General features: G+C 64.5%; 14 protein-coding genes and 1 tRNA gene. 10 read left to right on the forward strand and 5 right to left on the reverse strand.

The annotated features are described in order from the left end of the window. Positions 1–31: 31 nt before the first annotated feature. Complete coding sequence (locus KPL81_RS04395) at positions 32–1,210, forward strand: MalY/PatB family protein (protein WP_219790836.1); 1,179 nt, start codon at positions 32–34, stop codon at positions 1,208–1,210. A gap of 52 nt (positions 1,211–1,262) precedes the next feature. Here KPL81_RS04395 and KPL81_RS04400 read toward each other — a convergent pair whose 3' ends face one another. Continuing rightward, positions 1,263–2,195, reverse strand: coding sequence for a thioredoxin family protein (locus KPL81_RS04400; RefSeq protein WP_219790837.1), 933 nt, complete (start codon positions 2,193–2,195; stop codon positions 1,263–1,265). Between the two features lie 198 nt (positions 2,196–2,393). On the opposite strand from KPL81_RS04400, the gene KPL81_RS04405 reads away from it, so the two are divergent. The 4 genes from KPL81_RS04405 (at position 2,394) to KPL81_RS04420 (ending at position 7,119) form a co-directional block, all read left to right on the forward strand. Next, positions 2,394–3,062, forward strand: a complete 669-nt coding sequence (locus KPL81_RS04405) for a vWA domain-containing protein (protein WP_219790838.1) — start codon at positions 2,394–2,396, stop codon at positions 3,060–3,062. A gap of 29 nt (positions 3,063–3,091) precedes the next feature. Beyond that, a complete protein-coding gene (locus KPL81_RS04410) occupies positions 3,092–4,075 on the forward strand; it encodes a kinase (protein ID WP_338035589.1) in 984 nt (327 codons plus the stop codon). After that, positions 4,065–4,922 (forward strand): protein phosphatase 2C domain-containing protein, encoded by an 858-nt coding sequence (locus KPL81_RS04415; RefSeq protein ID WP_219790840.1) that lies wholly within the window; start codon positions 4,065–4,067, stop codon positions 4,920–4,922. Before KPL81_RS04410 ends, KPL81_RS04415 begins: the two co-directional genes overlap by 11 nt. A 136-nt stretch (positions 4,923–5,058) precedes the next feature. Beyond that, positions 5,059–7,119 (forward strand): acyltransferase family protein, encoded by a 2,061-nt coding sequence (locus KPL81_RS04420; protein ID WP_219790841.1) that lies wholly within the window; start codon positions 5,059–5,061, stop codon positions 7,117–7,119. A gap of 407 nt (positions 7,120–7,526) precedes the next feature. On the opposite strand, the gene KPL81_RS04425 is transcribed toward KPL81_RS04420, so the two are convergent. Continuing rightward, positions 7,527–7,603, reverse strand: a tRNA-Met gene (locus tag KPL81_RS04425). A 197-nt stretch (positions 7,604–7,800) separates the two neighbouring features. Between KPL81_RS04425 and phbB the strand changes: the two genes are divergently transcribed. Continuing rightward, a complete protein-coding gene (gene phbB / locus KPL81_RS04430) occupies positions 7,801–8,547 on the forward strand; it encodes an acetoacetyl-CoA reductase (RefSeq protein WP_219790842.1) in 747 nt (248 codons plus the stop codon). 60 nt (positions 8,548–8,607) lie between these two features. On the opposite strand, the gene KPL81_RS04435 is transcribed toward phbB, so the two are convergent. Continuing rightward, entirely contained in the window at positions 8,608–11,391 is a 2,784-nt protein-coding gene (locus KPL81_RS04435; protein WP_219790843.1) for a DUF349 domain-containing protein, read from the reverse strand. A 255-nt stretch (positions 11,392–11,646) separates the two neighbouring features. Between KPL81_RS04435 and minC the strand changes: the two genes are divergently transcribed. From minC to sbcB, 4 genes are all read left to right on the forward strand, one after another. Next, positions 11,647–12,384, forward strand: a complete 738-nt coding sequence (minC, locus tag KPL81_RS04440) for a septum site-determining protein MinC (RefSeq protein ID WP_219790844.1) — start codon at positions 11,647–11,649, stop codon at positions 12,382–12,384. A gap of 52 nt (positions 12,385–12,436) precedes the next feature. After that, entirely contained in the window at positions 12,437–13,255 is an 819-nt protein-coding gene (gene minD, locus KPL81_RS04445; RefSeq protein WP_209475837.1) for a septum site-determining protein MinD, read from the forward strand. Then, positions 13,252–13,503: a cell division topological specificity factor MinE gene (gene minE / locus KPL81_RS04450; RefSeq protein ID WP_010630224.1), complete on the forward strand. Its 252-nt coding sequence runs from the start codon at positions 13,252–13,254 to the stop codon at positions 13,501–13,503. The genes minD and minE overlap by 4 nt, the downstream gene beginning before the upstream one ends. Positions 13,504–13,623: 120 nt before the next feature. After that, entirely contained in the window at positions 13,624–15,114 is a 1,491-nt protein-coding gene (gene sbcB / locus KPL81_RS04455; protein ID WP_219790845.1) for an exodeoxyribonuclease I, read from the forward strand. Between the two features lie 91 nt (positions 15,115–15,205). On the opposite strand, the gene KPL81_RS04460 is transcribed toward sbcB, so the two are convergent. Next, positions 15,206–18,085: an insulinase family protein gene (locus tag KPL81_RS04460; protein ID WP_219790846.1), complete on the reverse strand. Its 2,880-nt coding sequence runs from the start codon at positions 18,083–18,085 to the stop codon at positions 15,206–15,208. Next, positions 18,085–18,768, reverse strand: coding sequence for an SOS response-associated peptidase (locus KPL81_RS04465; RefSeq protein ID WP_219790847.1), 684 nt, complete (start codon positions 18,766–18,768; stop codon positions 18,085–18,087). The genes KPL81_RS04460 and KPL81_RS04465 overlap by 1 nt, the downstream gene beginning before the upstream one ends. Between the last annotated feature and the right edge of the window lies 1 nt (position 18,769).

An 18,769-nucleotide genomic window follows, 5' to 3' on the forward strand; every position in this document is an offset into this window, starting at 1 on the left:
CGCTCATACTGCTGCTTCCCGAGGAGAGGACATGGAGTTCGATTTTGCCACGCCTATCGAGCGTCGCCACCCTGGTCAGGGAGAGTGGCCGTCGCAGAAGTGGCATCGCTATGATGCCAGTATCCTGCCGCTATGGGTGGCCGACATGGACTTTCGCTCTCCTCCGCAGGTGATCGAGGCGCTAAAGGCACGGGTTGATCACGGTGTCTTCGGCTATGGACTGGTGCCGGACAGCCTCAGGCACACCCTGTGCGAATGGAGCACGCGGGAGTACGCTTGGCCGATCGAGCCGGAATGGCAGCTGTGGCTGCCAGGTGTGGTGCCGGCGCTGCACCTGGCCAGTCTGGCGCTGACCGAGCCGGGCGAGGGCGTCCTGACCGTTACGCCGATCTATCCGCCGTTCCTGAAGGTGGCCGAGCGTACCGGTCGCCTGGCCCAGCAGGCTCCGCTGGGCGAGCCGAGTGGCCCCGGCGAGCCTTGGCGGCTCGACCTGGAGGTGCTTGAGGCGGCGATAACCCCCGAGACGCGGCTGCTGCTATGGTGCCATCCCCACAACCCCACCGGCCGGGTGTGGCGACAGGCAGAACTGGCCGCACTGGCCGAGCTGGTCGAGCGACACGACCTGCTGGTGGTTTCCGACGAGCTGCACTGCGACCTGCTGCTCGAGGAAGGGGAGTCGCATAGGCCGCTGGCGGCGGCTTTTCCGGCGCTGGCGGCCCGCATCATCACGCTGTGGGCGCCCTCCAAGACCTTCAACCTCGCCGGGCTCACCGCTGCCTGTGCGGTGATCCCGGATGCCACGCTGAGGCGACGCTTCGCCGCGGCAATGCGGGGCCTGATGCCGGACGTCAACGTGTTGGGTCTGGTCGCTGCCGAGGTGGCCTACGACCAAGGCAATGCATGGCGTAAGGCCCTGCTTGGGGTTTTGCGGCATCACCGGCAAGCGCTGGTCGAGCGCGTGGAGACATGGCCGGGTGTGAGCATGAGTGCGCCGGAATCGACCTACCTGGCCTGGCTCGATCTGCGCCGCGCCAACGGGCTGTCGCCACATTCGGCTTCGCCGCAACAAGTGCTGATGGAGCGGGCCGGGGTGGCTCTCTCCGACGGTGCCGATTTTGGCTGGCCCGGCTTCGTGCGACTCAACTTTGGTACTACCGCTACCCAGCTCGAAGCCGCCCTGACGCGGCTTGACAGGGTGCTGAAAACGTAGGCCGAAGCGGCAGTCGGCCCGTTCGGGCCGACTGTCATTCCCCGGCAGGTGTTCAGTAGAGCAGCGTGAACAGCTTGCGACGATAAGTGACCGTCAAGGGATGGTCGGCTCCCAGGGCGTCGAAGACCCGCAGCAGGGTCTTGCGCGCTGCATCGTCGCCGTAGCCGCGGTCCTGGCGCATCACGCCGAGCAATCCCTCCAGCCCGTCCTCGTAATTGCCATCAGCGACCTGGCGCAGGGCGCGCTTGTAGCGCGCCTCGCTGTCGTCGCGTGCGGCCAGGGCGGCGAGCTCGTCGTCGTCGGGCGCTTCCTCGCGAAACTCGACGCTGGCACGCACGCCACGGGCCGGCGCGGCGTCGCGCTCCTCCGGCGGCAGGTTGTCGAGCAAGTCGAGGGCTTCCTGGCTGCGGCCTTCTGCGACCAGCGCGCGGGCCAGCTCCACCTGATAGGGGTGGTGCTCGGGATTCTGCTGCACGAGCTGCTCATAGAGGGTGCGTGCCGTGGCTGCGTCGCCCTGGGCCAGAGCCTCGGCGGCTTGCTCCTCGGGGCTGGCAGGAGCGTCTTCCGGCGCCGGGAAGTAGCGTGACAGCCACTCGCGGATCTCTTTCTCGGGCAGGGCTCCCTGGAAATGATCCACCAGCCCGCCCTGACTGATCAGCTTGACGTCGGGCACCGAGCGCACGCCGAGTTGAGCGGCGATCTCCTGATTCTCCTCGATATTGAGCTTGGCCAGGAGGAAGGCACCGCGATACTCCCGGGTCAGCTTCTCGAGGATCGGCATCAGTGTCTTGCAGGGCTGGCACCAGGGCGCCCAGCAGTCGAGCAGCACCGGTACCTGCATGGAAACCTCCAGCACCTGCTGGATGTTGCTGCGGTCGACGTCGATGATCAGCTGCTCATCGCCGGGCACCGCTTCCTGCGATGACGGGGAGGGTTCCTGTGGTGCCGTCAACGGGGCGCCACTGCGAGGGTCGACGATGGACATGGAAACGACCTTGGTCAAAGAGTGAATTTGTTTGAAAGATGCGGGTAAAGGCCGCGGGATTCAAGGGGCATCCATTGTCCCACGTTGCGCGTTGGTCGAGGGGACGGATGCAGGCGCGGCATCCGGTCGGGGGCTGTGGTAGTCTCATCCTCGTCCGGCCGTATCGGGGCCGGGCACCCAGACATGAGGAGCCGTGGGATGGCAACGTACCGACTGAACCGCGATAGCGACCTGATCGACAACCCTTCACCGCGCTGCGCCTGCATGCTGGTACTGGACACCTCCGCGTCGATGTTCGGCCCGCCGATCCGTGAATTGAACGCTGGCGTTCAGGCTTTCATTTCGGCGATTCAGGAGGACGACATGGCCGCCTGCTCGGTCGAGCTCGGCGTGATCACCGCTGGTGGCAAGGTCACCGAGCAGTTGCCTTTCACCACGGCCATGGATATCTCGCAATGCCGTCAGTTTACCGCCGCGGGCCTGACACCGCTGGGTGGCGCCATGGAGCTGGCGCTGGATCGCCTGGAGGAGCGCACCTCGGCCTATCGCAAGGCCGGCGTGGCCTACTACCAGCCATGGCTCGTGGTGATCAGCGACGGCGTGCCGACCGACCAGTGGCAGGCGGCTTCGGTGAGGGCACGGACCCTGGCCCAGCAGCGCAAGCTGGTGGTGATGCCGGTGGGCGTCGAGGAAGCCGATCTCGAGGCGCTCAGCGCTTTTTCCACTCGGCCGGCCAAGCGCCTCGATGGGCTGAAGTTCCGAGAGTTCTTCCTCTGGCTCTCGGCCAGCATGAGCCGGGTTTCGGCGTCATCGTCGACCACCGATCAGGTCAAGCTGCCGCCAACGGACAGCTGGGACAGCATCTAGAGCGGATGCATGGCGTCGAAGGAGGCCGAGTGGTAGCACGCGCACTGGTGGTGACGGATTCGCAGGGCAAGGAGCGCCGGCTCGGCAAGCGCCTCGAGCGTGGTGGCGAAGGCGAGATTTTCGCCCTGCGCGAACGCCCCGACGTGATCGTCAAGTGGTACTACCCCGAGGTGCTCGACAAGCGTGGAGAGGAATTGCACCGCAAGGTCGAGGCGATGCGTAGCCTGCGCGACGCCCACATGACCCGCGATGTCTGCTGGCCATTGATTCGGGTTTTCGATGCACAGCAGCGCTGGATCGGTTTCGCCATGTACCGGGCGCGTGGCGTGAAGATGAGCTTCCTCGCCCATGCCCTGTTGTACCAGCGATATTTTCCCGGCCTGGATCGCCGCCGTATCGTCGCTTACCTGATCCGTTTCGTCGAGATCGTCCAGCAACTGCACGAGGCCGGGGTCTGTATCGGTGACTACAACCTCAACAATATATTTTGTGTTCCTGGGTCGGAGCAGGTCACGCTGATCGACTGCGACAGCTACCAACTGCGCGTTGACGGCACTTTCTACCCTTGTCCCGTGGGCAGTCCGGACATGACGCCCAAGGAACACCAGGGCGTCTCGTTCCGTCATACGGTACGTTCGCCGCGCAGCGAGGCTTTCTCGCTGGCGATCGTGCTGTTCAAGTGTCTGATGCTGGGGCGTCACCCTTATGACATCGTAGGCGGCGACGATCCGGTGCGTAATCTGCGGCGTGGCAACTTCGCCTATGGCCGTGGCCAGCGCGACGTGCCTCAGGGCGTCTGGTACGAACTCTGGACCGAGCTGCCCGACACCGTCCGCGACATGTTCGTGACGACTTTCACGGTAGGGGCCGATGCCCCCATCCAGCGCGCCACGCTGGCGCAGTGGCATGCCGCGCTTAGCGACTACCGTGAGGCGATGACGGCGGGGGAGTATGCCGTGCGTTTGGCCAGCCCCGGCCGGCCGCTACGTTCACAGGTGCAGCATGCCCGTTGAATCGTCACCCACCCACGGCGCGTCGTTGTCTGCCTGGTCGGTCATGAGCGTCGCTACCGCCGGGCTGGCGCATCTGGAAGGCTCGCCGCCCTTGCCCTGCCAGGACGCGGCGGGTGGCGCGGCGACTCCTCGCCCCGCCCTCGTGCTGGCCGATGGGGCCGGCAGCTCGCCGGACTCCGGCTTGGGCGCGCGCGTGCTGATCGCCGCCATGTTGCGGCTGGTCGATACCCTCGAGGCGCAGCTCGCCTGGCTGCTCGACGGTCGGGATGAGCCCTCCCCGGAGGTGCTGCGCCAGTTCGCCGAACTGCTCTCCCGCCATGCACGAGGGAGCCTGGTCGACCGCGCTGCCGAACAGCATCGCGCGGCGCGAGATCTGCGCTGCACGCTGCTGCTGGCATTGGTAGGCCATGAGCGGCTGCTGTGGCTCAAGATCGGCGATGGCGAAATCGTGCTGGAGCGGGCCGCCCCCCTTGCAGAGCGGGCGGGAGAGGAGCCTGGGCTGGCGCCGCATCTCTTCACCTTGGGCGAGCGGGGCAAGGGGGAGTTCGCCAATCAGACGTGCTTCGTCGACGAGCGTCTGGACGTCACACAGGTGCAGTACGGTTGCGAATCAACGGTGGCACTGACGGGAATCGCCTTGATGAGCGACGGTGCTGCCGAGAAACTGGTTTCGCTCGACGGCGAACAGGTCTCGGGGCAGCTCAGCTACTGGTTCGATGATCTGCGGCAGGGACGGCTGCGCCAACGCCAGCTGGTGCGGCGCTTCTACAGCGAGGAGTTCTGCCGTGGCACCAGCGGCGACGACCGCAGTATCGCCTTGTTGGCCAGGGAACCGGAGGCGCGGTGAGACGTCGAAGTAATGCCATGGCGGCGAGACGAGCCAGCGGTCGCCATGGCCGGTCAGCGTTCCGTATGCCACCGACCAAGCTATTACCTGGCGGTCCTGAATACGCTGACTAGACGCGGTGCCAGGTACGGCTCGCATGGCGACGCGAAGGCAGGCGGTTCGCCGCGCGGCGAAGGAAAAACCAGGGAGGGAAGATGCGATGCAGCCGCCGCAGTACAGGCCGGATATCGATGGCCTTAGGGCGATAGCCGTCATTCTGGTGGTCACCTACCATGCCGGAGTGCCAGGGTTTGCGTTCGGCTTCATTGGCGTGGATATCTTCTTCGTCATATCGGGTTACTTGATCACGAGTTTGCTGATACGGGAGCTGGCGGATACCGGCCATATCAGTCTTCTCGCTTTCTACGGCCGCCGCATCCGACGACTGATGCCGGCAATGGTCGTCGTGATTCTCTCTTCCCTCGTTCTGGGCTATGTCCTCCTGACACCCATCGGACAGCAGCAGAGCCTGTCCGAGTCGGCCATCGCCTCCATCGCGTTCTTCGCCAATTACTACTTCATTGCCACCACAGGCGGCTATTTCGATGGCCCCACCGACCAGGTGCCCTTGCTGCACATGTGGTCTCTCTCCGTGGAGGAGCAGTTCTATGCGCTTTGGCCGGTGCTGCTGATTGTCGGCACGCTCCTCGCCAAGCGCTGCGGAAAACATCCCTGGACCTTCTTGGCAGCGATTGCCTCGGTCGGCATCGGTGCTTCATTTTGTTATGGAGTATGGCTTTCCAGCCTCAATCCGAACGCGGCGTACTTCTCCGTTCTTTCCCGCGGCTGGCAACTGCTGGCGGGCGCACTGCTGGCATGTCTCATAGGCCGCGGGCTGCTTCCGCAAGCCTCGAATATCGCCATGTCTGCTTTAGCTGTGCTCGGAGCGGTGCTGTTGCTGGTAGCGGCGTCGATCATTGAGGGTTCTCACGGGTATCCCGGCTGGGCGGGCATGCTGCCCGTTCTCTCGGCATTGGCGTTGATCGTATCGGGGTTCGGCAGTGCTTCGACCCCAATCTCGTGGCTACTCTCCACGCGACCTTTCGTCTTCGTGGGCAAGGTGTCGTATCCCTGGTACCTCTGGCATTGGCCCCTGTTGGCCATGTCGCGCGCCTATCACCTGGGCGAAGCCGACCTCAGCCGCGATCTGGCGCTGGTTGCTCTCTCTTTCGTACTGGCATGTCTGACGTACTGCCTGGTGGAGAAACCCGCGGTGCGCTTCTTCAAAAGGCATTTCATCACCAACAAGCAGCTCGTCAAGCTGGGCGGCCTGTCATCCGTCCTGCTTGCTCTCGCTGCATTCGGGCTGATGAGTCATGCCAATCAACAGAAGAGCGTCGGTCTCTATCGGCAGCTTGAAAGCGCTGCGCAAGAAATGCCCGACCTGCGTGCAGCGTGCCATTTGAGCACTCCCTTTCAAGGACTGCCGGAGGTGTCCACTTGTATGAACCGCTCCGAAACGGACTCTCCCGACCTGTTGCTATGGGGGGACTCTCATGCCGATCACTACTCGCCGATGCTGGACGAGCTGGCAAGCAACTTGCAATTTACCTTCCTGCAGAGAACCTTCAGCACGTGCCCGCCATTGATAGGTTATTCACACGGCTACTCCAGCGGTCATTCTCGGGAGAACGACCGCCACTGTGAGCTGTTCAAAGCGGAAATGACGAGCGAGCTGTCCCGGTTGGTTGAAAGGGGGCTTTCCGGCGTCGTGTTGAGTGCCAGTTGGCTGGGGAGACCGAGCAGTGAGACGCATATCGCTCAGGCAGAGGAGGGCCTCAGGAAAACGGTCGATACGCTCCTCGGGCATGGGTTGCGCATCGTCGTCGTCGCCCCCACGCCTGTGTTCAGCGTGCCCATGACGGAGTGCCTGGCCAGGCGGACGGAGGCATCATGCAATAATTACCAGCGACGGCGGGAAAAGCGAAGGGAAGCCATGCTGGCCGTCATGCATGACATTGCCGAGCACGAAACGGACGTCAGGGTGGTCGACTTCCATGAGCAGCTGTGCCCCGGCGGGAATTGCCACTCTCTGCTGGGGGATACCGTGGTGTATCGAGACGAGCACCATCTCACGACGCGAGCCGCCAGAGAACTTGCCTCCGCTGCGCATGGCGATATCGCCTGGCTGTTGGCGGACACGGCTCCGGGCCGCTGACGTTGAAACGAAGAGCGAACCGACGGTCGTCGGTTCTCACCGTGCGGGCAATAAAAAACCGAGGCTTCAGGCCTCGGTCTTCCTGTTGGATAGCGGGGGCCGCTGACGTTGAAACGAAGAGCGAACCGACGGTCGTCGGTTCTCACCGTGCGGGCAATAAAAAACCGAGGCTTCAAGGCCTCGGTCTTCCTGTTGGATAGCGGGGGCCGCTGACGTTGAAACGAAGAGCGAACCGACGGTCGTCGGTTCTCACCGTGCGGGCAATAAAAAACCGAGGCTTCAAGGCCTCGGTTTTCATGTTTGGTAGCGGGGGCCGCTGACGTTGAAACGAAGAGCGAACCGACGGTCGTCGGTTCTCACCGTGCGGGCAATAAAAAACCGAGGCTTCAGGCCTCGGTCTTCATGTTTGGTAGCGGGGGCCGGATTTGAACCGACGACCTTCGGGTTATGAGCCCGACGAGCTACCAGACTGCTCCACCCCGCATCAACGTGTTGCGTATTCTACGCTTTTTCTGCGCTGTGTCAAGGTGGGCAGCAATCCTCGTGCAAGCGCGGCGCTTGTGTCCATAATCAAGGGGGGAAGCTTGAAGGCGAGCCCTTCTGCCAGCATCCTGTTATTGCTGGCCTGCTGTGCCAGATCAAGCAATACGATGACAAGCGTCATGATCAGGGAGGTGGAATATGACTCAATCAGCACCCGTAGCGTGGGTCACCGGCGGAACCGGTGGTATCGGTTCCGCGATCTGCCGCGCACTGGCGTCGGCGGGCTACCACGTGGTGGCGGGCTATCACAATCCGGAAAAGGCCAAGACCTGGCTCGAGACGCAGAAAGCCGACGGATTCGACAATATCTCCCTGTCGGGTATCGATCTGACCGACTACCAGGCCTGTGAAGCGGGCGTGAAGGAGATAGAGGCGGCCCATGGGCCGATCAGCATTCTGGTCAACTGTGCCGGGATCACCCGGGACGGAACCATGAAGAAAATGACAGCAGAGCAGTGGCACGAGGTCATCGACACCAATCTCAACAGCGTATTCAACACTTGTCGCAGCGTCATCGAAAGCATGCTCGAGCACAAGCATGGGCGCATCATCAACATCTCCTCGATCAACGGGCGCAAGGGCCAGTTCGGTCAGGTCAACTACTCGGCGGCCAAGGCCGGCATGCATGGCCTGACCATGGCCCTGGCCCAGGAGACGGCCACCAAGGGCATCACCGTCAATACCGTGTCGCCCGGCTACATAGCCACCGACATGATCATGAAGATTCCCGAGAATGTGCGTGAAGCCATTCGTGAAACCATTCCGGTGAAACGCTATGGCACACCGGAGGAGATAGCCCGGTTGGTCGTGTTCCTGGCTGACAAGGAGTCCGGCTTCATCACCGGGGCCAACATCGACATCAACGGTGGCCAGTTCATGGGTTGACCGTGCAGCGAGACTTGACGGGAGGCCACTGGCCTCCCGTTTTGGTTAGTACGGCCCGCTTCACGGCGGGGGCAGACGTGTCAGGCGCGTCAGCAGCGAATCGAGCTCGCCGACTTCCCGTTCCCATTGCTCGGGTGAGACCGGTCCCGTCGCCAGCAGGTTACGGAGTACGATGCGGACCTCCTCGGCACGGCTCAGCTCGCGACCAAGTCCTTCGTTGAGTCGCTCGACCTGAATGGCCAGACGCAGGGGCTCGTCGTGCTGGCTGATGCGGCCCATGGCGAGCAGCGAAAGATGAACGCGCAGTCGGGCCAGACGTTCACCGACCTCTTGAAGCGGCGGCGGGTCTTGCCGCGCGGCGTTGCGCCGCTCGTGGGCGCTGAGCATCTCATCGGACAGGTCGAAGTCCTGAGCAAGGGGAACGTCCTCGCAGGCACCCCCTTCTAGGTAGGCGGCATCGGCTGCCAGATGGGCTTCGAGCAGGGGGCGGCAGGCTTGCCACTGCTGAATTTCTTCCACCACTGCCAGGCGTGCCAGACGTTCGCGGCGGGTGCGCACGATACCACTCCAGCGACGACGCATACCTTCCGTGCGTCGTCCCGTGGGCAGCGGCTCCAGGGCGGCGGCTTGTGCAATGGCCTGCTCCAGTACCTGACTGTCGGCGTGGCGAGCCGGCTGCCACGCGTCGAGCCGGTCGATTAGGGCCTGCATCTCGTCGAGACGTTGACGCGCTCGCTGAGCGCGGTCGTCGCGTTGTGCCTCGCGCATGGCGAAAACCTGATCGCAGGCCGCGCGGAATTCGCGCCATAGCGTCTGTTCTTCACCGCGCGGGGCGCGCCCCAGCTCCCGCCAGCGCTGTTGCAGGCTTTTGGTGCGTTCCGCTCGCTCATCGGGGGGCAGCGGGCGCTCAATCAAGGCCTGGACTTCATCGATGAGTTCGCGCTTGGCATCGGCCACCTCCTTGGCACGCTGGTCGATCAGCCCCTGCAGGGCAAAGCGGATACGACCGAAGCGGCGCCCGATGGCCTGGGCCTGATCGCGCGGTACGGGAGAGTGGCGACGCCACTCTTCGCGTGCCTGATCGCGGATGCGCCGCAGTGCATCCGGGTCGGCATCGCCGGCGGGCGCTTCGAGCAGCGCCTCGAGCTGTTCGCAGAGGGCGGTGCGTGCCTCGAGGTTGCGGGCACGCACGTTGGCCTGATGCTCGCGCCAGGGGGCCAGGCGCTCATGGATGCGGTCTGAGGCACTGCGGAACCGTTCGGAGAGCTCGCGGCTGGCCGCGGCATCGCCGAGTCCCTTCCAGTCGCGCACGAGCTGGCGGTGGCGTTGATCGAGTTCGGCGTCGGTGATGCCGCTGTCGTCGGCAAGCTGCTCGATTGCCTGACACAGCTGTTCACGCTTGGGGCCGGCGACGAAGCCGCGCCAGTCGCGTAGCTCCGCGAGCCTGGCGCCAAGGCGCTTGAGCGTAGCAAGTTGGGGACGCAGGCTCGCGGCGGGAAGCGAGTCGGAACGATGACGGAGGCTCTGGTGCAGGCGACTGGCGCCCTTGAAGGCACCGCGGTCGAGCAGTTTTTCCAATTGGATGAGATCCTGGGAGAAGCGCTCGAGGCGTACCTCGAGGGCCTCGTCTTCGGACTCTTCCCGGCCGGCCAGCCATTGCTGTGCGCGGGCCAGCAGCGGCGACGGCGGTAGCGTGTCGGGCCAGTCACATGCAGCGACGCTGGCCTGCAGCCGCTCGGCGTCCTGCTCCTTCAGTGCTATTTCGATATCGGCAGCACGTGCTTCGAGGCGCTCCCAGGCTCCGAGAACCCAGTCGTAATCCTCGAGCACACTGTCGTAGCGCTGACGCAGCGCCTCGTCGGTCACGTGCAGGTCGGAGAGCGCTTGCCAGCGGTTGGCCAGCAACACCTTCTGGGCGCGCAGGCTGGCGATGTCCTGAGCCGTCAGGCGGTCGCCTCTGGGCAGGCCAGCCAGGCTCTCCTCAAGCGCCTCGAGCAGCGATTCCCGAGCCTCGGCCGCCTGCTCGCGGCGGCGGTCCGTCTCGGCAATGGCATGCTCGCGTGCCTCGTGGTCGGAAATGACCTTGCGGCACTGCAGGCTGGCCTCCTGGAAACGGCGCTCCTGCTTGGGGTCGGGTAGGTCCTCGAGCGACTCCCATTCGCGCACCAAGTGCCGGTACCGGCCCGCATAGAGGGGTTCCCAAGGCGCTCTGGCATGTGCCTCGAGCTTTGCCAGCAGTGCTTCGCGCTGCGCCCGGGCCGCGGCCAGGGAGGCGGCATCCGTGCGCAACCGGTTCAAGCGCTCGCGTGCCTGGCGCATCACCTGGCGGTCGCGGCGCGCCCGCTGGACCAATTGCTGCAGGCCAGCTTCGCTGGTCACCCGTGCCGCTGCTGCATGCCGCACGGCAGCGATGCCGTTGTCGCAGGCTTGTTGGATGAGGTCCTCTTCCGCCGTCAGGCGTGCCACCGCGGCCAGGCGCAGTTGCTGGTTGTCCCCCTCCAGCGCTACTTGCGACAGCAGCCCCCTGTCGTCGAGGCGCTCGACGATGCGCAGGCGCTGAGTCAGGTCGATACCGCCGCTGCGGCCGCTGAGCAGCATGACCAGCCGATGGCGGATCTCGGTCAATTCCGGCTGGCGCGTCAGGAGTTCGAGGAGCGTCTCGGGAGAGGCGATTCTCTCCAGTGCGGCCTGGCGGACGGTGGCTTCCGCATCGAGACACAGCGTCTCCAGCACCTGACGCTGATCAGGGCTCGCGGGATCGAGTCGGGCAATGGCCTGACATCGAACCTCGGCATCGGGGTGCTGCCAGCGTGGGGCGAACAGGCGGCGAAGGAATCCGGGCATGGGGCATCCTGAAAGTAAGACGCGCAGCGGTGGCTGCGCATGCCGTATTGTTGCTGTCGAATCGGCGTCTTTCGTCTAATGTGTGTTATCTAAGCACGCGCCGCGGCTGGGGAAAAGCCTGCCGGAACAGGAGCGTGTGGGCAAATCGCGACAATGGCCGCCGAGGCCTGGCTGGCCGTATCATCAGTTGCAGGGGGGATGGGAGTCGCTTAGCTTTAGTCCCACGACCCGACAACACCCGAGTGGAGTCCGGCAATGAGCCTCAAAGTGGACAGGGCAGACATGGCATTCACCTTCAAGGGGGGCATGCTGCCCATGACGGTCATGGAATTGGCTAGTGCGGATCCGGAGCAGATCCGCGAGCAGCTTTCGGGCAAGCTTAGCCAATCTCCCGCCTTCTTTCAGCATACCCCCGTGGTCCTCAGCGTCGAGAAGCTCGACGAGCCCCATCTGGCTCTTGAGCGGATCTGTGCCGTGTGTCGCACCCACAAGCTGTTGCCGGTGGCGGTACGTGGCGGGACAGATCCCGTCAAGCAGTCGGCTTGGGCGCTGGGGCTGGGTTGGTTTCCACCCTCAGATGGGGCGCGTACCCGCTCGCTCGAGGAGGTTCCCCCCGTTGAAGCGCCGACGGCCAATGCACCCGAGTCGGCCGCCTCGGTGGCGAGTGGCGGACGCATCTACCGGGGAACGGTACGCTCGGGGCAGCAACTGAGCGCTCCCGACGGCGACCTGGTGGTCATCGGGGCCGTCAACGCCGGGGCGGAGGTGCTGGCGGCGGGTAGCATCCACGTCTACGGCGCACTGCGCGGACGTGCCCTGGCCGGCATTCATGGCGATACCGAGGCTGGTATCTTCTGCCGTGAACTGCATGCCGAGCTGCTTTCGGTAGCGGGTAACTACAAGCGTCTCGAGGACATCGACCCGCATCTGCTGGGTGCCTCGGTCCAGGTCGCCCTGCGTGACGCGCAGCTGGGGATAACCTCGCTGGCCTAAAGCGATTTGCGCTTTCTTCGTCTTTCTTCGTCTATCCAAAGGAACGTGTAACTTGGCCAAGATTATCGTAGTGACCTCAGGCAAGGGTGGGGTCGGCAAGACGACCAGTGCAGCGGCCATCGCCACCGGGCTGGCGCTGCGAGGCAACAAGACCGCTGTCATCGACTTCGACGTGGGGCTGCGCAACCTGGATCTGATCATGGGCTGCGAGCGTCGTGTGGTGTATGACCTGGTCAATGTGATCCAGGGAGAAGCCGGGCTCAACCAGGCGCTGATCCGCGACAAGCGCGTCGACAACCTGCACATCCTGCCCGCCTCCCAGACACGCGACAAGGATGCCCTCACGCCTGAGGGCGTCGAGAAGGTACTCGATACCCTGGGTAAGGACTTCGACTACATTCTCTGCGATTCCCCCGCCGGTATCGAGCGCGGCGCGCAGCTGGCCATGTACTACGCCGACGAGGCGATCGTGGTCACCAACCCCGAAGTATCATCGGTGCGCGACTCCGACCGTATCCTCGGGCTGCTCGCCTCCAAGACACGGCGTGCCGAGCGTGGCGAGGATCCGGTCAAGGAGCATCTGCTGATTACCCGCTATAACGCCGCACGGGTCGACCATGGCGACATGCTCAACCTCGATGACATTCGCGAGATTCTCGCCATTGATCTGCTCGGTCTCATTCCCGAGTCAGAAGCGGTGCTGCGTGCCTCCAACCAGGGGGTGCCCGTGACTCATGACGATGACAGCGATGCGGGCCAGGCATACATGGATACCGTCTCGCGTCTGCTCGGAGAGGAAGTGCCGCTGCGCTTCCATGAACTCCAGAAGAAGAGCCTGCTGAGCCGCATGTTCGGAGGAGGTCGCCGGTGAAGTTGCTGGAATTTCTGAAGCGCGAGCGCAAGAAGACCGCCTCGGTGGCCAAGGAGAGGCTGCAGATCATCGTGGCGCATCAGCGCAGCCAGCGTGGCCAGCCCGACTACATGCCGATGCTGGAGAAGGAGCTCCTAGAGGTGATCCGCCGCTACGTGCAGGTGGACGACGACGCCATCAATATCAGTCTGGACAGCGAGGACAACTGTTCGGTACTGGAGCTCAACGTCACGCTGCCGCGCAGCTAAAGACACCGAGCGAGCCGCGCTGCGTCCGCAACGCGCTCGTTCGACGCTTCCGCGGCTGAGACGTCCGCAGGGCTATGGTAGGCTGTGCCGCTCAGGACGCAGTCAGGAGACAACGCGCCCATGGCGAAGCCCAATGCCGCCCAAATGACCTTCCTGTGGCACGATTACGAGACCTTCGGCGCCGACCCTCGTCGCGACCGGCCCTCTCAGTTCGCCGCGATACGCACCGATGCCGACTTCAATGAGATCGGCGAGCCTATCGAGCTCTTCTGCAAGCCGGCGGACGACTACCTGCCCCATCCTCAGGCGTGCCTGATTACCGGCATCACGCCGCAGCAGGCGCGCCGCCGCGGGCTGCCCGAGGCCGAATTCGCCGGTCGTATCCATGCGTTGATGAGCGAGCCAGGCACCTGTGCGCTGGGCTACAACAGCCTGCGTTTCGACGACGAAGTGAGCCGCTGCCTTTTCTATCGCAACCTGCTCGACCCCTATTCGCGGGAGTGGCAGAACGGCAATTCGCGCTGGGACCTGATCGATGCGGTGCGTGCCTTTCATGCTCTGCGCCCGGCAGGTATCGAATGGCCACGCCGCGAGGACGGCTCGCCCAGCTTCCGGCTCGAGGACCTGACCGCCGCCAACGGTATCGTTCATGAAGGGGCCCACGACGCGCTTGTCGACGTGCGCGCGACCATTGCGCTGGCGCGACTGCTCAGGCAGAGCAATGGCCGCCTCTTCGACCACCTGCTGGCGCTGCGCAGCAAGCGCGAAGTGGCCAAGTATCTCGACATCGCGGGGCGCAAGCCGGTGCTCCACGTGTCGCGCCGCTATCCGGCCAGCCGGGGCTGCAGTGCCCTGGTGATGCCGTTGGCCGAACACCCCACCAACCCCAATGGGGTAATCGTTTACGACCTTTCCGTCGACCCGGGAGCACTGCTCGAGCTGGACGCCGAGCAGATCCGTCAGCGAGTCTTCGTCAGCAGCGATGACCTGGCCGAAGGCGAGGAGCGGATTCCGCTCAAGGTCATCCACATCAATCGTAGTCCGGTGGTGCTGCCGGCCGCGGCGCTCAAGGAGGTGGAGGGACCGCGCAAGGGCGAATATGGCGAGATCGTCGAACGCCTGGGGCTCGATCTGGCGGCATGCCGCACCAACTGGAAGCGTCTCGCAGCGAGCCCCGAGGTGGCGCAGAAAGTCAGCGAGGTGTTCGCCCAGTCGCCGCCGGAGGGCCCTCACGATCCTGATCTGATGCTCTACAGCGGCGGCTTCTTCTCCCCTGCCGACCGTCAGCAGATGGCCCGTGTGCGCGAGACGCCGCCGTGGGATCTGGTAGATGCCCGGTTTGCCTTTCAGGATCCGCGCCTGGAAGAGATGCTGTTTCGCTATCGGGCCCGCAGCTACCCCGACACGCTGACCAGCGAGGAGCAGGCGCGCTGGGAAGCCTACCGCTGGGAACGCATGAACGATGCGACGGTGGCCGGTTTCACGCTGAAGGATTTCGCCCGCGAAATCGAGCGCCTCAATCAGGTGGCGCTGAGCGATCGCGATCGCCTGATTCTCGAGGAACTCGTCATGCATGTGGAAGCGATGATGCCCGCTCAGGCCTTCGGCTGAGGAGAACAGCACCCGGCGACTATGACGCCTCGTTTCGACATGACAGCGCCCGGCCACTGGCCGGGCGCTGCGTTTGGATGGCTCGCCACGCTTAGTCGTCGGCTTCCGGCAAGGGTTCCAGGTGCCGGGCCAGGGCGGCGACGTCGCTGGGCTCGTCGCCAGGGTCATAGGCCACCGTGGCGATGGCCGTCTCGAGCAGCCCCGGCCAGGTCTGACGCAGGTCGTCGGCGGTTACCGTCAGCACGCGCTGGGCCAGCAGCTCGCGGCGATCGAAATCGGTGTCGCCGAACGACAGGGCTCGCCAAAGACGATTGGTGCGCTCGGACAGACTGGTGTCGCGCTGCAAGAGCGTGTCATGCACGGCTTGGCGATAGGGGGCCAGGTCGGCATCGTTCATCGCTGCCAGGCGCTGGCCGAAGTCTGCCAGGAAGGCGTCGATATGCGCCTGGATCTCGTCGCTGGTGGCGTCGGGAGACTGCACCAGCAGGCTCAGCCCCGGGGCGTCGATCAGCGGCGAGTAACCGGCGTTGACGACGTAGCCCAGCTGCTCCTCGGTGCGCAGTCGTTGGTAGAAGGGTGTGTCGATCACCTGTCCCAGCACCGAGAGGCGTGCCTGGGTGTCGAGCGAGCGGTCATTGCCCTGCAGGTAGCGCAATACCAGTGACTCTTCGCGCGTCGTATGGGGATGCAGGGTGGGGAGGTCGTCGTCGACGCGCAACGGCACCAGGTCGGGTATTGCCTCCTTGGGCTGCGTGGGGGCGAGCATCTCCGCCACGAGTCGGCCTTCGCGCCGCGCCAGCTCGGCATCGAGGTTGCCGACGGCAAGCGCCTGCAGGCGCAGTTCGTCAAGGAACTGCTCGCGGAACTCGCGCAGGTCCTCTACCGTCAGTTCGCGGCTGGCTTCAAGCAGTCTTTGTGTTGGCCAGTGAGGGCGCATCAGGGCTTCTGTCAGGGTGCGGTGGCCCTGGCGGAACAGCGCCGCCTGGGGGGCATTGCGCCACTCGCGCTGCAAGCGGTAGCGCACTCGCTCGAAGTTCGCCGTATCGATCTCACCCTCGATCAGCTGCTCGAGGGTGCGGCGCATGACGCGGTCCTGGCGGTCGCGCCAGCCCGAGAAGGCCAAGGTGATACCGCGGGCATGGGCGTAGGCATCGACGTCGTGCCCGGCCAGCCGAGCAGCGTAAAATTCCTCGTTGAGGCTGTCGTCGAGCCAACCTGCCAGGAGATCGGCCAGGACGGCATGGCGTGGGTCGCTGCTGGCCTTGGGATTCTGCAGGCTGAAGCGCCACTCCACTTTGGGTGTGTTGAAGCTGGAGTCTGCCATGTGCCAGAGCTCGAAGCCGGGGGCCTCGAGCAACTGTGAGGGGCGCTCACTCTGCACATCGAGCAGCGTCACGTCTTCGGCGATGAAGGGGTTGGGGGCGGGCAGGGCGAGACCCGCCAGCGGCTCTGCAGCGTCCGTTCCCGGCTCGACTTCGCGCCATGGGGTGTCGAACCAGGGCGACGTCCGCTCGCCCTCGACCTCGGGCCCGCTGTAGACACGCAGCAGCGACTCGGGACGCAAAGCATCGAGGTATTCCTCGATCAGGCCACGATCGAAGCCCTCCATGCGGTAGGCAGCATACTGCACGTCCTCCACCGGGAAGCGGGCCAGGTTCATGGCCAGGCGCATGGCGCTCTGCAGCGCTGAGCCGTGCTGCTGGAAGCGAAACTGCTGTTCGGCAAGCTGGGCCTGCTCATCGTAGCGCCACGCTTCCAGGCCCTGGTCGCGAATCTGCTCGATGGCGGCAAACAGCGTTGCCTGAATCTCGTCGATGCGTTCGGCGCCGTCAGGTGTCAGGCTGACCCGGACGGTGAAGAGCGCATGGCGCTCATCGCCACGCCCCACACCGGCGGAGAGCCCATCGGCCAGCCCCGCCTCGCGTAGTATCGAGTAAAGGCTGCCGTCCCCTTCGTGCCCCAGCAGGTGGGAAAGGTACTCGGCGGGTTTATGACGATAGTGCCGAAGCGGATCGGGGATCGGGAACATGAAGCTCACATGACGGCTATCGCGTACCGACTTGAGCCTCACGTAGAGCGGTAGGCTTCCTTCCTCTATCAGGGGCTCCTCGATCACGGGACGCTCCAGGCCACGGTCGGCGATGCCTGCGAAGCGTTCGGTCACCATGGTTTCCAGCGCGTCCAAGGATTGCGGAGCGACCACGGCCAGGTGCATCACGTTGGCGTCATAGTGGTGCTGATAGAAGTCGATCACCCGTTCCCGCAGGGTAGGCTCGCCTTCAGGCCGGTCTGCCAGCGTCTCGCGACTGCCCACCGAGAATCCAGTAGTGGGGTTCTCGTCATTCAGCACCTCATTGAGCACGTCGTTCTCGCGCCGGCCATCGTCGCGTATACGAGACATGTACTCGGAGTGCACGATATTGCGCTCGCTCTCGAGCTTCTCGGGATTGAACAGCGGCGAGAGAAAGAACTGGCTGAAGCGGTCCAGGGCACCGGGCAGTGCCTCTGGCTCGATGTCGAAGAAATAGTTGGTGTCCTGCGGGGCGGTGAAGGCGTTGTGAGTGCCGCCGTGACGTTGCAGGTAGCCTTGGTAAGCATCGGCTTCGGGATACGGTTCGGTGCCAAGAAACAGCATGTGCTCGAGGAAGTGGGCAAGCCCGGCCAGGTCGTCAGGGTCCTGTGCGCTGCCCACGCCGACGTTCATCGAGACCGCTGCCTGATCGGCCTCGGGGTCGCTGACCAGCAGCGCGGTGAGGCCGTTGTCGAGCTTCAGGACCCGGTAGTCGCGACTGTCGTGGGGGCTGACATGAGGATGGACGACTTCTTCGACCGCCTCCTCCGAGGCGCTGGTGTCATCCGCTGGCTGTGCCTGGCTGAGGGCAGGCAGCGAAAGGCCGAGCAGCAGAGTCGCCAGCCAGGGCAACGGACGCTGGCGGGACAGGCAATGCAAGGGCAGGCGGGGGTTGGACATCATCTCTCCTGTTCGTTCCAGCGCAGCATGGGGCCCGTAGGGTGGGCGCAGGCGGGATCCTGATTGACGGGGTCGTTCACCCTTCTTGATACCGGAAAGGCGCCCAACAGTTCCCGTGGGGCGGGACGCAAGAGTGCCTGGGCCGTCTCTCGTGGAGTCTCGGGGTCGAGCCAGCGCAGGGCGTCGGCGGCGTCGATCAAAGCCGGCAGTCGATCGCTGAGCGGGGCCAGGAAACCGTTGGTTGGCACCGTGACAAGGGCCGTCGAGTCGGTGTATTCGGTCAGGTCGGTATGGTAGCGACACCAGATCCCGGCCAGCAGCATCGGGCCGCGATCGACTCGAACGACCAGGAACGGCTGCTTGAAACGCGGCTGCAGCTTCCATACGTAGACGCCCCCCGCCGGCACCAGGCAGCGGCGGGCCGAAAAGGCATCGCGGAACATCGGACGTGAATCGAGCGACTCGGCCCGGGCGCAGTGGGGCGCATGATCGAGCACGGTCAGCCATGAGGGTGTCAAGCCCCAGAAGGCCCGAGCCAGGCAGGTGCGGCCGGCTTCCAGCCGAACATGCGAAACTGGGCGCCTCGGCGCCAGGTTGGCGGAGGCCAGCAGGGGGGACTCTTGGTGCAGTTCGGGCAGCAGTCGGCCAAGGTCGAGTGGCGGAATGTAGAGGCGGCCGGCCATG

The sequence above is a fragment of the Billgrantia antri genome (assembly GCF_019430905.1).
In the GTDB taxonomy this organism is placed as follows: Bacteria; Pseudomonadota; Gammaproteobacteria; order Pseudomonadales; family Halomonadaceae; genus Halomonas; species Halomonas antri.

Bases quoted from the DNA above. Each gene is read 5' to 3' on its own strand.
- KPL81_RS04395 (WP_219790836.1), top strand. From the start codon at position 32: ATGGAGTTCGATTTTGCCACGCCTATCGAGCGTCGCCACCCTGGTCAG.
- KPL81_RS04400 (WP_219790837.1), bottom strand. From the start codon at position 2,195: ATGTCCATCGTCGACCCTCGCAGTGGCGCCCCGTTGACGGCACCACAG.
- KPL81_RS04405 (WP_219790838.1), top strand. From the start codon at position 2,394: ATGGCAACGTACCGACTGAACCGCGATAGCGACCTGATCGACAACCCT.
- KPL81_RS04415 (WP_219790840.1), top strand. From the start codon at position 4,065: ATGCCCGTTGAATCGTCACCCACCCACGGCGCGTCGTTGTCTGCCTGG.
- KPL81_RS04420 (WP_219790841.1), top strand. From the start codon at position 5,059: ATGGCGACGCGAAGGCAGGCGGTTCGCCGCGCGGCGAAGGAAAAACCA.
- phbB (WP_219790842.1), top strand. From the start codon at position 7,801: ATGACTCAATCAGCACCCGTAGCGTGGGTCACCGGCGGAACCGGTGGT.
- KPL81_RS04435 (WP_219790843.1), bottom strand. From the start codon at position 11,391: ATGCCCGGATTCCTTCGCCGCCTGTTCGCCCCACGCTGGCAGCACCCC.
- minC (WP_219790844.1), top strand. From the start codon at position 11,647: ATGAGCCTCAAAGTGGACAGGGCAGACATGGCATTCACCTTCAAGGGG.
- sbcB (WP_219790845.1), top strand. From the start codon at position 13,624: ATGGCGAAGCCCAATGCCGCCCAAATGACCTTCCTGTGGCACGATTAC.
- KPL81_RS04460 (WP_219790846.1), bottom strand. From the start codon at position 18,085: ATGTCCAACCCCCGCCTGCCCTTGCATTGCCTGTCCCGCCAGCGTCCG.
- KPL81_RS04465 (WP_219790847.1), bottom strand. From the start codon at position 18,768: ATGGCCGGCCGCCTCTACATTCCGCCACTCGACCTTGGCCGACTGCTG.